This is a genomic window from Gemmatimonadota bacterium (assembly GCA_026387915.1).
Lineage (GTDB): Bacteria > Gemmatimonadota > Gemmatimonadetes > Gemmatimonadales > Gemmatimonadaceae > Fen-1231.
In genome coordinates, this window is the sequence record JAPLKS010000008.1 from 1 (window position 1) to 13461 (window position 13461).

Annotated in this window: 10 protein-coding genes, 1 tRNA gene and 1 pseudogene; 7 read left to right on the forward strand and 5 right to left on the reverse strand. The window is 64.5% G+C overall.

Going from position 1 to position 13461, the window contains the following annotated elements; all coding sequences use genetic code 11:
• The coding region (locus tag NTZ43_04095; protein ID MCX5766394.1) for a DUF5916 domain-containing protein at window positions 1–2513 on the forward strand (2513 nt) is incomplete at its 5' end.
• A gap of 241 nt (window positions 2514–2754) precedes the next feature.
• On the opposite strand, the gene NTZ43_04100 is transcribed toward NTZ43_04095, so the two are convergent.
• The gene (locus NTZ43_04100) at window positions 2755–2976 is read right to left on the reverse strand and encodes a hypothetical protein (GenBank protein ID MCX5766395.1); all 222 of its coding nucleotides are present in this window, start codon (window positions 2974–2976) and stop codon (window positions 2755–2757) included.
• Here NTZ43_04100 and NTZ43_04105 point away from each other — a divergent pair.
• On the forward strand, window positions 2975–3934 hold the full coding sequence (locus NTZ43_04105) for an NAD(P)-dependent oxidoreductase (protein MCX5766396.1): 960 nt from the start codon (window positions 2975–2977) through the stop codon (window positions 3932–3934). The two genes, NTZ43_04100 and NTZ43_04105, sit on opposite strands and share 2 nt — an antisense overlap.
• Window positions 3931–5190 (forward strand): cysteine desulfurase-like protein, encoded by a 1260-nt coding sequence (locus tag NTZ43_04110; protein ID MCX5766397.1) that lies wholly within the window; start codon window positions 3931–3933, stop codon window positions 5188–5190. The genes NTZ43_04105 and NTZ43_04110 overlap by 4 nt, the downstream gene beginning before the upstream one ends.
• Before the next feature lie 102 nt (window positions 5191–5292).
• Here NTZ43_04110 and NTZ43_04115 read toward each other — a convergent pair whose 3' ends face one another.
• Complete coding sequence (locus NTZ43_04115) at window positions 5293–6411, reverse strand: putative glycoside hydrolase (GenBank protein ID MCX5766398.1); 1119 nt, start codon at window positions 6409–6411, stop codon at window positions 5293–5295.
• 17 nt (window positions 6412–6428) lie between these two features.
• On the opposite strand from NTZ43_04115, the gene NTZ43_04120 reads away from it, so the two are divergent.
• Both NTZ43_04120 and NTZ43_04125 read left to right on the forward strand, forming a co-directional pair.
• Window positions 6429–7781, forward strand: a complete 1353-nt coding sequence (locus NTZ43_04120; GenBank protein MCX5766399.1) for a hypothetical protein — start codon at window positions 6429–6431, stop codon at window positions 7779–7781.
• Window positions 7778–8080 (forward strand): annotated as a pseudogene (locus tag NTZ43_04125) (hypothetical protein). Before NTZ43_04120 ends, NTZ43_04125 begins: the two are co-directional and overlap by 4 nt.
• A gap of 35 nt (window positions 8081–8115) precedes the next feature.
• On the opposite strand, the gene NTZ43_04130 reads toward NTZ43_04125, so the two are convergent.
• From NTZ43_04130 to NTZ43_04140, 3 genes are all read right to left on the reverse strand, one after another.
• Window positions 8116–8925, reverse strand: coding sequence for an MBL fold metallo-hydrolase (locus tag NTZ43_04130; GenBank protein MCX5766400.1), 810 nt, complete (start codon window positions 8923–8925; stop codon window positions 8116–8118).
• 271 nt (window positions 8926–9196) lie between these two features.
• Window positions 9197–10165: a pyridoxal-phosphate dependent enzyme gene (locus tag NTZ43_04135; protein MCX5766401.1), complete on the reverse strand. Its 969-nt coding sequence runs from the start codon at window positions 10163–10165 to the stop codon at window positions 9197–9199.
• Window positions 10166–10284: 119 nt separating this feature from the next.
• Complete coding sequence (locus tag NTZ43_04140; protein MCX5766402.1) at window positions 10285–11733, reverse strand: deoxyribodipyrimidine photo-lyase; 1449 nt, start codon at window positions 11731–11733, stop codon at window positions 10285–10287.
• Window positions 11734–12115: 382 nt separating this feature from the next.
• Between NTZ43_04140 and NTZ43_04145 the strand changes: the two genes are divergently transcribed.
• Window positions 12116–12188: transfer RNA gene (locus NTZ43_04145), tRNA-Ala, on the forward strand.
• Between the two features lie 473 nt (window positions 12189–12661).
• On the forward strand, window positions 12662–13357 hold the full coding sequence (locus NTZ43_04150) for a hypothetical protein (protein ID MCX5766403.1): 696 nt from the start codon (window positions 12662–12664) through the stop codon (window positions 13355–13357).
• Window positions 13358–13461: the final 104 nt, after the last annotated feature.

Here is a 13461-nt window from a genome sequence, read left to right on the forward strand (position 1 = left end):
CGAATGCTGCTGTGCCGGCGCTCCCCCCTCGCCCGACGCGGGGCGCGCCCGTGGTGGTGGAAGCGAACACGACGGCGCGGGCCACGCGGGCACTGAAGGCACCGGTCATCGACGGGCGCGACGACGATGACGTCTGGCGCGGCATCGTTCCCATCACAGCGTTTCGGCAGTTCGAGCCCGTCGAAGATGGCGAGCCTCCGATGGCCACCGAAGCCAAAGTGGCCTTTGACAACAGCTATTTCTACGTCTTCGTCCGCGCATACGATCCGCACCCCGACAGCATCCGCTCGTATCTCTCGCGTCGGGATGTCGCGACCGCTTCGGACCAAATTCTAGTCCTCGTGGATTCCTACCATGATCGCCGGACTGGCTATCAGTTCATGGTGAATCCCGCCGGGGTCAAGGTGGATCAGTCAATGTCGGAGGACGGTGCGGAGGACCCCTCCTGGGATGGGGTCTGGGAGGCCGCCACGAGTATCGATGCCAAAGGGTGGACCGCCGAATTTCGTATTCCGCTCAGCCAGCTACGGTACGCCAAGAGCGAGAATCAGCTGTTTGGTTTTGCCGTGGCGCGCCTCATCGCCCGCCAGAACATTAAGGTGAGCTGGCCGCTGATTCGCCACAGCAAAACAGGATTTGTGTCGCAGATGGGTGAGTTGAGCGGACTGGACCATCTCGGCGATAGCCGCCGGTTGGAGGTGACGCCCTACGCTGTCGCCAAGGATCAGCCCGTGGCGCTCGCCGCCGGCGGACTGGCCCGTTCGAGCCGGATGACCGCTGGCGCCGACCTGAAAGTGGGGCTCACCTCCAACCTGACGGTCGACGCGACGATCAATCCCGACTTCGGGCAGGTCGAGGCCGATCCATCGGTGCTCAACCTGACCTCGTTCGAGCAGTTTTATCAGGAACGACGTCCCTTCTTTCTTGAGGGCGCTGGGATTTTCCGGTATAACCTCGATTGCAGCGACAACCGTTGTAGCGGACTGTTCTATTCGCGTCGCATTGGCCGGGCGCCGCAGCTGTCCGATCAATACGGGGATGCCTCCACCAAGCAGAACACCAACATTCTCGCCGCCGCCAAACTCACCGGCCGCTTAGCGAACGGGCTTTCGATCGGCATTCTCGATGCGGCCACCGAGCGCGTCACCGGGCCTCTGGGGCAAACGGTGGAGCCGCAAACGAATTACGTGGTGGGGCGCCTGAATCAGGATTTTCGCGGCGGCAACAGCACGATTGGCGTCATGTTTACCGGGGTCAATCGGCAACTCGACCGGTGGAGCGAAGACGTGTTGCGCCGAAGCGCGTATGTGATCGGGATCGACGGACGCCACCGCTTTGGTGCGAACAACTACGAAGTGGAGGGCCACTTCGCGCAAAGCCATGTCGAGGGATCGGCCGCGGCAATCACCGCCACGCAGCTGAGTAGTGTCCACAACCTGCAGCGACTTGGCGCCGGACTGTCACTGGACTCGTCGCGCACCGGACTTTCTGGTACGGTCGCCGTCCTCGGCGTCTCCAAGACAGGCGGTGGAAGTCTACGCTGGTGGACCGGATACAAGCGCACGTCGGCCGGATTCGAAATCAACGACGCAGGATTTCAGACCCGCGCTGACGTACAGTCGTGGAATGGATGGATGGGGCTCAACTCGCTCACCTCCACGTCGTGGTACGACAAGGCCAACGTAAACTTCAATAGCAATTTGCGGTGGAATCTCGAGGGGATGGGCACGGGCGTCGGCGCCTCTTTCGACGGGCACGTGGTGTTCAAGAACCAATGGAAAGTGGACGCCGGCTATAACGCGTTCAACCTCGGCAACAGCTGGGATGATCGCATCGCGCGCGGCGGGCCGGCGATGCTGCAACTCGCTGGGCAGTCGGCGTGGGCGGGAGTGCAAATGGACGAGCGGTGGGCCGTTTCCCCTGCGCTCTACGTGAGTGCGACGGCCAAGAATGCTGCCGGATCGTGGCGCTACGGCATCGATCAGTTCACCATGCTCCGCCTCGCAAGCAACGTTCAAGCGCACCTCGGCGGTTCGTTCGTGCGGAGCGCAGACGACGCCCAGTGGAACGGGAATTTTTCGGATGCTTCCGGGACGCATTTCACGTTCGCGCATCTGGAGCAGACCGTGACGTCACTGACGGCGCGCCTCGATGTGACGGCCACGCCTACCGTGTCGATTCAACTCTACGCCTCGCCATTCATGACGAGCGGACAGTACTCCAACTGGCGTGAAGTCTCCAATCCGCACGCCGCGGTCTACGCCGATCAGTTTACCCCCTTCACCTCACAGGGTGATCCCGGCGGCTTCAACTTTAAGCAGTTCCGATCAAATGCCGTCATTCGCTGGGAATACCTCCCCGGGTCCACGCTGTTTGTTGTCTGGACGCAGGGACGGCAGCAGGACGGCGTGGACAGTGGCTCGTTTGAGTTTGGGCGTGACACGGGTAACCTGTTTCGGGCGCGTCCCGAGAACACGGTGCTGGTCAAATCGAGCTATTGGTTCAACTGGTAGCGCCGGAGCCGCTGAAACCCCGGCAGTTCAGCCTGCGTACGGAATGCAGGATGGCCGTCATAGCCCCTGAGCGAAATCCTTGATCAGGGCGTATAAAGAGGGACAGGAAACTATTGGACCCGAGCGCGGGTCTAACTGAGTAAGAAGAACTTGACGGTCAGCGGGCAGCGGGTAGCGAGTGGCAGCCGGCGCTGGTGGGGGGCCGGCCTCACTTCTACAAGCTGTCCGTTGAGTTTTTCTGCTAGGCCAGCGGCAGCTCGCGCGCCACGGTGGTTACGGCGAGCCCCAGCGCCTCGATGGCGGCGCGGAGCGCTCCCTCATCCACCGGCCCGTCGCAGTCGAGGAGTGCCTTTCCCATCTCCACCTCGGCGCTCCGCACCCCGGGCACGCCGGCGAGCGCCGTAAAGAGCGCGCGCTTGTCGTGCACCGAACGCATGTTGCTGAGGGTGAGTCGAAGGCGCATGGGCGCAAGATCGCCACGCGCGGCGTGGAGGGGTAGCGGGGCGCTCTCACCCACGAGAGTTTTCGGTATGACTACCGTCGCCTTCCTCGGCCTTGGCGCGATTGGCACGCCAATGGCCAGACATCTCGCCACGCCCGACTTCACGCTCGCGGTGTGGAACCGGACCGCCAAGAAAGCGGCCGACTTTGCTACCACACACCACGTCCGCCACGCCGCGACCCCCGCTGCTGCCGCCCGCGGTGCGTCGGTGGTGGTCACCTGCTTTCCCACCTCGCGCGAAGTCGCGGCGCTGCTCGACGGACCAGACGGCCTGATTGCCGGCATGGCCAAAGGCACCACCCTGCTCGATTGCACCTCGGGTGATCCCGCCACGTCGCGACAGATCGAAGCACGCCTCGCCGAACATGGCATTGGCTACCTCGACGCGCCGGTGAGCGGTGGTGTGGCGGGCGCGGAAATTGGCACGCTTACGGTGATGGTGGGTGGCAGCGAAGCCGTAATGGCCGCTGTGATGCCAGTGCTCCTCGCCTTCGGCGAAAAAATCGTGCACTGCGGCCCCGTCGGATCGGGCGGTGCCCTCAAGGCCGTGAACAACGCGCTGCTCGCCGTGCACATCTGGAGCGCGGCCGAAGGATTGGCGGCGCTCGTCAAAGCGGGCGTGAACCCGACCGTGGCGCTCGACGTGATCAATGCATCCAGTGGACGCTCCAACACCACGCAGAATCTCTTTCCGGCACGCGTGCTCCCGCGCGCCTTCCCGCGCACCTTCCGTCTGGCGCTGCTCGACAAAGATGTGGGCATTGCCGCCCAAGTCATGCGCGAGCAAAAAGTGCCAAGCCCGCTCATTCAGCTTACCGCCGAGTTGTTTGCGGCGGCGCATCGCGAGCTCGGCGAGGAAGCCGATCACGTTGAGGCGGTCAAAGTGGTCGAGCGACAGGCCGGAGTCGAGATCAAGTGACCACCGCCACACACACGGCGCACGACACGGTACCGACGGTACAGAGTGTCGAACAGATTCGCGCGCAATTTCCGGCGCTGCTCCGGCAGCATCGTGGGGAATCGGTCGCGTACTTTGACGGGCCCGGTGGCACGCAGGTGCCGCAGCAGGTGGCCGATGCCATGAGCGACTACCTGTTGCATCACAACGCCAATACGCACTGGGAATATCCGACCAGCGCAGAAACGGACGCGATGCTCGCCGCCGCGCGGGAAGCCGCTGCTGATTTTCTCAATGCATCGGCCACCGAAGTGGCGTTTGGCAACAACATGACGACGCTCACCTTCCACCTCGCGCGCGCGCTCGGCATGGCGTGGGGGCCGGGCGATGAGATTGTCATCACCGATCTCGACCATCACGCCAATCAGGCGCCGTGGCGTCGCCTCGAAAAAGAGCGCGGGGTGACCGTGAAGCGCGTGGAGGTGCGACTCGGCAGTGGGCAGCTCGATTGGGCCAGCTTCGAGCGCGCCATTGGCCCGCGCACCAAACTCGTCGCCGTCGGTGCGGGTTCCAATGCGCTCGGCACCATCAACGACGTCACGCGTGCGGCAAAACTCGCACACAACGTCGGTGCGTTGGTCTTTGTAGACGCGGTGCATTACGCGCCGCACGCGCTGGTAGATGTGCGCGCCATGGATTGCGATTTTCTTGCGTGCAGTGCGTACAAGTTCTACGGCCCGCACGCCGGCGTCCTCTTTGGTAAAAAGGCGCTCATCGAAGCGCTCGACGTGCCGCGCCTCGAACCGGCGCCAGACTACGCCCCGGAATGCCTCGAAACGGGCACGCAGAACCACGAAGGTATGGTGGGCACTGGCGCCGCCATCGATTTTTTCGCCTCGCTCGCCACCGGTGCAACACGACGCGATCGATTGGAATCTGCGTTCGCGGCGCTGCACGCACGCGGTCAGTCGCTGGTGGAGCGGCTCTGGGCAGGACTCAGCGCGATTCCCGGCGTCACGATGCACGGACCCACGCCGGACCAGCCGCGCACCCCGACCGTTGCATTCACCGTTGCGGGGCATGACTCCACGGCCGTCGCTCGCTTTCTCGCGGAGCGCGCGGTGTTTGTGTCGCACGGCGACTTCTATGCGGCGACGATTGTGGCGTTGCTCGGCCACGGCACTGACGGACTCGTGCGCGCGGGCTGCGCCTGCTACACCACCGAGAGTGAGGTTGGCCGGCTGATTGCCGGTGTGGCAGAACTCGCGGCGCGCTAAGGTGCCGCGGTAGCGAACGAGCGGCGCCCTCACGCGCCGTTTGCACGATCACGAGTGAGTCGCCGGCGCCGCTAATGTAGCGCCACGCGACTCACTCGTCGTTTACGCGCCGCCCTTCTTGCGGCTCACCGTGGTTTTCTCGAGCCCCGCGAGAAACGGTTCGTATTTGGAACCCGGGCTCCAGAGCACCCAGCCGTCATAGCCCGCGTCGTACACCGCGCGCTTCTGTTCGCGAATCTCGGCGGCGGTGTATGGCGGCTGTCCGAGCGAAAAAGCCTGGAGCCACGGGCGCACGCGCTCGCCCCGAAGGCCCATCTTTAAGTTGCGCTCGTGCGCTTTTTCGATCGCAATATTGATGGTCTTGTACGGCTCGGCGTTCGGATGCTTGATCCCGAACGAACCCGGCGGGTAGTGCGACGGATACACCATCGGGAGGAGCACGTCGGCGATCGGCGCGAGCGTTTCCCACTTCTGTCCCACCTCAAGCGCGCCAGGCACGGTGGTCACGAGGCCAAAGATGTCGGCGGTTGTGCGCACGCCAAGCTTGCTGAGTCGCGTGTGCGCGAACTGAAGGAACTCGCCGAGCGCGGCATCCTTGGAGAGCTGCCCTTGTCCTGGGAAGACTTGCACGGGAAGCGATTTGTACGGTTCAGGAAAACGGATGTAGTCGAACTGGACCTCACCGAATCCCAGACGCACCGCTTCTTCGGCGACGCGCACGTTGTACTCCCACAACTCCTTGTGGTAGGGATTCACCCACGCGAGCCCTTTCTTGTCGCGCCAGACGGAGCCGTCTTGGCGGCGAATGGTCCATTCGGGGTTCACGCGCGCCGTGACCGAATCTTTGAACACCACAATGCGCGCCACGGCCAGAATGTGGTGCGCCTTGAGCGTGTCGAGCATTGCCTTGGCATTCGCGATCACGCCGGATTTTCCGGCGTTGCGTTGCAGCATCGGATCGGTGCTGGCGAGGTTGAGGCCGAACTCATCTTTGACGTCAATGATGAGCGCGTTGATCTCGGTGGAGTCGGCCATCGCGATGAGCTGACGCATCCGCTTGGCGCTTTGCGCGGCAAAGCGGTTCACGTAGAGGCCGCGTACAATCGCCGTGTCCGGCGCTGGCGCGGTGGCTTTTGCTGGTGCGGCGGGCGCAGCAGCCTTGGCTGGGGCCTGCGCGAACGCAGGGGCGGCCAGCAGAAAGAGCAGAGTGGGGTATTTCACGGGTTATAATTAGCGGGGTGACACCCAATCTTGGCACTCCCCTCCTCGCCGGCGCTCGCGTCAATCCGCCGCGTCACACTCTGGCCGCCGCGATTCGCGTGGCGTTGTTGGGCGCGGTGATCAGCGTGGTGGTCGCGTGCTCCGCGCCGCGCGCGTGGCGTGCGCCGAAGGCCGATTTTCTCGTGAGCGGTGGCGACTCGACCTACTGGGTGACGAGCGACTCTGCCGGACTCAAAATGCGTGGCGCGCCCCTTCTGTTGGCGCGCGTAGAAGGCCGGTTCGTCGAGGTCTTTGGTGTGGACGATGACCATTCGTATGCGGACGCGGTGTACGTCGGGCAGCGCCTATTTGTGCGCGATCTCGTGCGCGGTGACTCCGTGGAGCTGATGGCCGATACCGTCGTCCCGCGCCTCGCGCGCGACTATGCCCGCGCGCACCCGCGCGAACTCCCTCTCGGTCCGGACGAAGAGGGCAATCCGCAGCCGACCATCAGCGCGACGGCGGACATCGAAGTGCTGACCGTGCACGGGCCTTACCTGTCGTACGAATATCACGTGGATATCGACACCCTCATGGGCGAGCGTCACGCCGCCGCGCACCGGGTGCGCCGCGGCGTGATCGATTTGCGCACGGCGTCTGCGGTGCGTGTGAGCGCGCTGTTCGGCGAAGGTGAGTCACAGCGCGTTGAGCTGGAGGCGGTTCGCGAATGGAACGCGCGTCGGGATTCGCTCATTGGCGAAACGCGGCCGGACGCGCGACGAGAGTTAAGCGCGTTGGTCGTGGATCCGTCCAGTTTTGAGCTCCGTGACCGCGCCCGCGAGCCTGAGGTGATGTTCTCGCTCCCCATGGAGACGCACACCGACCTCTCGCCGCGCGCGCCGACCCTCGCTGGCCGGCCCGTGGCGCCCTCGCTCTGGTGGTCGGCCATTCGGGAACAACTTTCGACGGGGCCGGACTCTCTGCGGCGTTGGGAACGGCCGGGGTTCACGGTGGAGGTGCGCGCCGAAGGGGAGCACGCGCGCGTGGTGCTCGTTGGTCCCGCGCGTCGCGAATTCAGTGCGGGGCTCGTCGCGACGCCGGTGGATCGCATGCAATGGCTCGACGCATCGGTCAACGACGAAGCGCGCCGTGCGTTGCGAAAGGCCTTTGCGGACGCGTCGCTCCATTCCGAAAATTCGCGCGTTGCGGCGGCTTCCGCGCGCGGAGCGTGGATTGGCGCGCGGCTCGCAGGCGCTGCGTCGGTGCGTCTCGAGTTCTTCGGTGCGCGGCCCGCCGCCGCACTGAAGCCGCGCGGCCTCGCGCGCATCGTTGTGCCGCGGATTCGCAGTGGGCGACGCTCGCGTGCCGGTGCCCCACGCGTGTCCACATGACGCGCTTCGCCCACCGACGCCGGAGCGCGCCACGTGTGCCGCTCCCATACGCCGAAGCACAGGCCACGAGCGCGCTGCCGCTGGTGCGCCGCATCGTGCGCGATCTCATCGTGCGCTACGGCGCGTGGCAGGACGCCGTCTCGGCGTTTGAATACGCCACCGTGGGATCGCTCGCCGATCAACCCGACGCCGAAGCCGAACGGTTGCAACGCCTCGCGCAGACGATTGCCATTGAAGTCGAGGCATTGTTCTGCGAACTCGACCATCTCGGTGTTGAGTGCCGCGACCCGGGCCGCGGTCTGGTGGCGTTCCCCGGTGCGGGGGGCGCGACGTACTACTGGGCGCCCGGCGACGCCTCGGTATGGTCGGAGGCGTCGGCGAACGGCACGTCAAACTCCGCGCCGTCACGGGCGCAGGATGTGGCCGCAAACACTTCTCTCGCCTCGCGCTCCAAGTCTGAAGGATCGCGCGAGTAGCGCGCCGAAAAATGGGTGAGCACGAGCCGGCGCGCGCCCGCTCGTGACGCCACCGTCGCCGCCTCGCGAGCGGTAGAATGGCCGGTCTCCAGTGCGCGCGCGGCTTCTTCGTCGCCGAAGGTGGCTTCGTGCACCATCAGATCGGCGCCCGCGCTTGCCTCGACTGTCGCCTCGCACGGTCGCGTGTCGCCGGTGATCACCACGCGACGGCCGATCCGCGTGGGCCCAACGAGCGTCGCGGGATCCACGATGCGGCCGTCTTCGAGGGTAATCACCTCACCCTTGTGGAGCCGGCCCCAGAGCGGCCCTTCGGGAATGCCAAGATCGCGCGCCATGTCGGGGTGAAAGCGACCGCGCCGTTCTTCCTCGATGAGCGCATAGCCCACCGCCGACTGTCCACGATGATCCACGTCGAACGGGAGGATGGCATACTCCTTTCGCGGAATCGACGCGCCCGGCACCACCTCGGTGGCCTCAAGCGGAAAGGACAACCGCTCCACGCCCAACCCCTCGGCTTTCTTCAGCATCGCGTGCAACCCTTTCGGGCCCCAGAGGCGCAGCGGTTCCGTGCGCGCCTGCAACGTCATGGTGCGCAGGAGGCCGAGGAGTCCGAGAAAGTGATCGGTATGAAAGTGCGTAAAGAAGAGGTCGCCAAAATTGAACGACACTTGGGCGGGAGGCGGAGGTGCCGAGGAGGCGGAGGGAGAGGGACACGAATGGAAGATAGCGGGAAAGAGGGGAGATGCAGGAGAGTGGGCAGCACGGCAACTGCGGTAGACGGTAGACGGTCGACGGTCGACGGATGGGTAGGCCCGGAGACGGGAGAACGGAGCACCGAGAACGGTTAACCGTTAACCGTTTTCCGTTCTCTGTTTTCTGTGCGCCGCGGCAAGGGTCCACATCCCGCATTACCCTACGAGAAGTGCAACCGACAACCGTCTACTCGCCCGTGTCTTCCCCCGACAACACGCGCGCATGCACCGCCGCGTCGATATTCCCCCCGCTCAGCACAATCACCAGCGGAAATGGCTCAGCCTCCAACCGCCCCGCGAGCAGTGCCGCCACGCCAACCGCGCCGGCCCCTTCAACCTTGAGCCCCTCCTCAATCCACAACATCGCAATCGCGCTCGCAATCGCCGACTCTGGCACCACCGCAATACCGTCGAGTGCCGCCACGCCCTGCGCGAGCATCTCCGCGTCCACCAGCCCTGCCAAGCCGTCCGCCAGCGTGGGGAGATCCGGAATATCGGTTGGTTGACCTGAGGCCAACCCTAACGCCATCGCGTTGGTGCGTTCGCTTTGCGCGCCAATGAAACGCACGCGCAACGCGTCGCCGCGCAGCAACCCTGCCATTCCACCCACCAGTCCGCCGCCGCCAACACCCGCGACAATCGTGGCCACCGAAGGGAGCGCCTCCACAATCTCCAGCGCCACGGTGCCTTGGCCTGCGAGCAGCGTGCGACCGGTGCAGGGGCTAATAAATGCCGCACCGTGCTCCGCCGCATACGCACGCGCCAACAGCTCGGCGGCATCATAATGCTCGGCGGTTGCGTCAATCACCGCACCCGTCGCGGCAATCTTTTCACGCTTCACCGCAGGCGACGTTCGTGGAACGAACACCGTGGCGTGCACACCAAGCGCCGCCGCCGCGGTGGCGAGTCCGAGCCCGTGGTTGCCAGCGGAGGCCGTCACCACCCCCGCCGCGCGCTCCGCGATGGTGAGGCAGGCCAATGCGTTGGTGGCGCCGCGAATCTTGAACGAGCCGGTGCGCTGCTCGCATTCGAGTTTCAACCAGACGTCGCCGCCCGCGAACTCCGACAGCAGCTCCGAGCGCCGGAGCGCTGTGCGTGCCGTGGACGCCGCGATGCGTTGCGCGGCGTCACGGATTTCGGCGGGAGAGGGAAGCACGGACGTCACGGTAGAAAAACAACTACAGGGCGCGCGCGCGCGAAAGAGTGCAGCCAAAGGCAAGCGCAGGAGGTGCGGGAGCGCTCCGCCGCCAATCGTAGCAGGCGACGCTCCCCGACTCAGCGCGGGCCGCTCTCCGGCGTCCAGCGGCGCACATAACCCTCAGCGTCCCATTTGTCGTACGCCCGCGCCAGCGACATCGGCCGCATCGTCCCCCACACCGGCTTGTTGAACCAGGGGCGATCGAACTTGCCGAAGCACCATTGAATGCCGCCCACGCTCGCGGGGTCGCGTCCGTCGAGCGCCCACTTGTCGTTGAGCACGAGCAAATGATCGAGTGCCGTCTTGTAGCGGTTCGTCCACTGCATGACCGACTTGCCCCACAGCATGCGCACCACGTTGTGAATCACGCCGGTGGTACGCAACTCGTGCTGCGCCGCATTCCAGAGCGCGTTATGCGTGCGCCCTTCCTCGAGTTCGCGCAGCGTGTAATGCGCCTCCCGCGGGTCGTCCTTGTGCTGCTCCATCGTGCGATGCACCCAGTCGGGGAGCCCTCGCAGTTGCGCGTGGCGCGCGTTGCGTACGCAAAAGTTGAAGGCCAATTCCCGCCACGTGATGAGCTGGTCCAAATATTTCTCCGCGCTCGCCGCTGGCCCTGCGTCACGGACGACACGCGCCACTTCCGCCGCACTGATTTGCCCAAAGTGCAGGTACGGCGAGAGTCGGCTCGACCCCTCCGTGTCGGTAGGATCCGCTCGCCGAACTTCGTAATTAGCGAGGGCATTCGCGCAAAAGTGATGTAGTCGCGCGCGCGCCGCGTCGATTCCACTCGTGAAATACGTACGCGCCACAGGCGGCACCGAGTGATCAATCTCGCAGCGCGCAACTTCGGCAGCGATGGTCGCGTCATCAAGGTCGCCGATCGCCAGCCGTTCTACCTCGAGCCCCGCCGCCAGCGTATCGGAGAACGCGCGCCTCGGCGCCCGATCCTCCACTGGCTCCAGCGCCCCGTCGATAAGCTTGGCGAGTTTGGGGCGAATCGTGCGCGCCGCGAACTCCGATTTTCCAAAGTGCGCGGCCGGCACCACGGTGTACGACTCCACCGCCACCACGCGGCACGGCGCGCGCTCGGCGAACCGCGCCGTGCGTTCCGCAATGCCGCAGGTGGGAAAAAGATCGGTCACCACCAAGCACGCGCGCGCCGCGAGCCGGTCCACCACGCGGCGGTCGTCATCGCGGCAACGTCGCAGCGCAAACTGGTAGGTATAGCCGAGCGACGTGGCGCGGCGCGCCAACGCCCGCGCGTTCTCGAGCACGAAGCTGTGAATGCGATCGTTGGCGTGCGGGTAGGTTGGGTCGAGCCCTTGATGGATGAGCAGCGGACGGTTGAGCCGATCTGCCTCGAGCACGGCAAAGCGGAGCGCCCAGTTCTCCTCAAATCGGTGCGTGCTCTGCATCCAGTAGAGCACGTACTCTCCTTCTGGTTGCAGCCGCACCTCGTTGCACCGCTCGGCGCGGAGCGCGAGCTGTGAGTGCACAAAGGGCGAGTCGAGCGCGTGAGGCGGCACAGGGTGTTGAGCTGAGGGTACAAGGGCGGAGGTCTAGCAGTTGGAAGGCTCTGGGAAAGGACCCACCTGAGCCACTCCAAGACCGACTACGGAATACGAAAAACGGTTCACCGTAAACAGTCTGCGAACTCAACGCATACAGCCGCCCGCGAGTTCGCGCAGGGGGAGTCGCTCGCAACTGCTTTCCGCACCGTGAGTTATCAACCGTTTCCGCCCCTCCGAAACCCCGCAAATAACCCCCACTTTAGCTTGACTTACCCCCTGCCGATGCTAGATTTATACTCGTGACGTCGGTCCCGCCCGATCGTATTACGGCGGGATCGTTTTGTAAGGATGACCGGGTGCGACCGGCCGCTTGTAGCTACCGCACCCAGTATTTCGCGGGGCTGTAGCTCAGCTGGGAGAGCGCTGCAATCGCACTGCAGAGGTCAGGGGTTCGATCCCCCTCAGCTCCACTCAACACGCTTTTTCTGATTTCGGTGGTTTCGTAGTGTTTGCCCGCCGCTGCGCGGTAGGACGGAGAGTTCCAATGCCGGCGCGCGTGGCAGCTTCGAAACCCCGGATGGTGTAGCGCCGCGAACCTTTGGGTTCCGCGGCGCTTGTGTTTTAAGCGTGGGTTGGCGCGCTCACGCCGCCGGTGCCCACGCCCACGCCGCCAGTCCCCACGCCGCCGGTCCCAACGCCAAACCCCCACGCTCACGCTGCGGTCGCGCCGTGAGCGAAGCCGCCCCGCCGAGGGAGCCGTCTACCAGCCGTTGCGGCTCCGCAGTGCGGTTACGTGCGCCACGTGATGCTCGCAATGCTACTACCCCCTTACCGTAAGGTACTATAACCGGTACCTTGGTCACGGTGATGACAAGAACTCCGAGAAATGGCCACGTAGATTTAGTCAGAAACCCCCTAGGTGGTGGTACCAAGGAAATCACCAATGCCACAGGTTGAGCCGAGGTTCCACGAGGCGGTGACGATGAGGGGGCCGGACGGTGTGGGGCCCATCAGGGTCCTGCTGACCGTGGACGGGCCCCTGCAGAGCCTGATCGCGTACTTCCGCGTCCCGGTGAACCGTGATCGGTCGCTCACGTGGCAGCTCAAAGCAGCATCGGCTGTCGGCCTGATGATTGACTACCTCGCCGTGTACCGGCCAGATCCGCGAGAACTCTATGAGGAACTCGGACCTGGCGTACTGTCACAAGACTGGAAGTCAACCTACCTGAGCAGGTTCGTTCAAGCGCTTCGGACGGGAACCGTGACCGACACTGGACTGGATCCCACCGGCCTGTTCTGGTCGGCAGCGTCGCAACGCAAGGTCGATACGGTCGTCAGTGCCATCACGCACTTTTCGGAGTTCTGCGAAAGGCAGTACGGGACGCCGTCGTTGAATCCAAAACGGCCCGCCTCGTTCGCCGAGCAGCTCACACGCCTCAGGGCGACCGATTACCGCAACAGCTACTCGCTCTTTGCTCACCTCGGGAATACCGCGCCGTCAATACACTCCACTGGCACGGGCTTTCCCGGTGGATTCAGCCACGACATCTGGAAAAGTAGAGCTACGCCGAAGGTCAGACGCAGCGCGCCGTATCTGCCCTTCGTGAGATGCACTGGGTTGGGTAGACACCATCCTTAGGTACATTAGGTCTTGGAGGTGTCAAATGCGAACACGACGGCAGCACAGTCGGGAGTTCAAGGTGGAGGCGGTCCGGTTAGTCCGTGAGCGCGGGGTCACGATGG

Coding starts and splice junctions, on each gene's coding strand:
- NTZ43_04150 (MCX5766403.1), top strand. CDS start 12,662: ATGCCACAGGTTGAGCCGAGGTTCCACGAGGCGGTGACGATGAGGGGG.
- NTZ43_04100 (MCX5766395.1), bottom strand. CDS start 2,976: ATGCGCCTTCGACTCACCCTCAGCAACATGCGTTCGGTGCACGACAAG.
- NTZ43_04105 (MCX5766396.1), top strand. CDS start 2,975: ATGGGCGCAAGATCGCCACGCGCGGCGTGGAGGGGTAGCGGGGCGCTC.